This is a genomic window from Acinetobacter sp. ANC 4862 (assembly GCF_004336635.1).
Taxonomy (GTDB): Bacteria; Pseudomonadota; Gammaproteobacteria; order Pseudomonadales; family Moraxellaceae; genus Acinetobacter.
On the sequence record NZ_SJXH01000072.1, the window covers coordinates 1 to 1,018 of the forward strand.

Consider the following 1,018-nt stretch of genomic DNA (forward strand, 5'->3'; position numbering starts at 1 on the left):
GAGATTTACCATCTGTATTGTCCGAGGAGTGTTCAGTTTGCCAATGTCAACGATGTATAACCGGGTGCCGAATGGCGCCTTAGCAGAGGCTTGAGCCGTGTGCTGGGAAACTCGCATGCACGGTTCTTAGGGGGTTGGACGTAGGTAACTGCGTCTGACTACCCGACAATCAGATGCGTCCCTGGGCGTTGGGGCGCAAGAACTGGTTATTTGCAGGTTCGCTGCGCAGTGGTCAGCGAGCGGCCAATATCATGACTTTAATCCAGTCGGCAAAACTGAATGGGCTGGATCCGTATGCCTATTTAAGTGATGTCCTAAAAAGACTACCCACCCATAAAGTCACAGAAATTGAGGATTTGCTACCACACCGTTGGAAACCTGAACCTCGTTAAAACATAGTAATGGGGTTCAGCGGATGCTTACAATGATCTTGAATTCGAACTAAGTTATGACCAACCAAGAAAGAAATTTTTGTATTTAATGTACTTATTGGAGACAACTTAATAAAGTTATTACTTTTTTTGTAGGTCTTATTTTTTTCAGCCTCAATTTCTGATTTCCAACCTCGTGTTGTTAAAAAATCATCCAGATCAATAAAAACTAGATTATGTACTGATTTTTCAATATTACTAGCCAATTTTTTTAGATTAGCATTGATATGAAATAGATCATTTTTTAATTGGTTTTTACGTGCTTCATTACTATCAAACTGATGTAATTTAGTCATAAATGATGGTAAACGTTCTTCTAAAGCATTCATTTAAAGTAACCTAATTAGTTAATAGACTTCTTTCATAAATCATTTTTTACTCAGCTCCAAGTTATAGATTCCAGCAATTAGATTGAATCTCAAACCGAGTCTTTTCCCTCTATTTCGATAACGCTCAGCAAGGATTTTGAAGGTTTTCAGCCTGCCAAATACATGCTCAATTCCTATTCTTCTTTTATTGATTTCCTGATTATAGATTTTTAGTTCATGATCCAATTTACAGCGTCTTTTGGCTTTTAAGGGTAACAG

General features: G+C 37.9%; 2 protein-coding genes and 1 pseudogene. 1 reads left to right on the forward strand and 2 read right to left on the reverse strand.

Going from position 1 to position 1,018, the window contains the following annotated elements:
- Window positions 1-164: 164 nt before the first annotated feature.
- Window positions 165-392, forward strand: a pseudogene (locus E0409_RS16405) (transposase domain-containing protein); the annotation flags it as partial.
- On the opposite strand, the gene E0409_RS16410 reads toward E0409_RS16405, so the two are convergent.
- Both E0409_RS16410 and E0409_RS16415 read right to left on the reverse strand, forming a co-directional pair.
- Window positions 389-760, reverse strand: coding sequence for a hypothetical protein (locus E0409_RS16410; RefSeq protein WP_131292626.1), 372 nt, complete (start codon window positions 758-760; stop codon window positions 389-391). The pseudogene E0409_RS16405 and the gene E0409_RS16410 overlap by 4 nt on opposite strands.
- Before the next feature lie 39 nt (window positions 761-799).
- Window positions 800-1,018, reverse strand: a 219-nt coding sequence (locus tag E0409_RS16415) for a transposase family protein (protein ID WP_165541357.1), incomplete at its 5' end; no start/stop codon positions are given.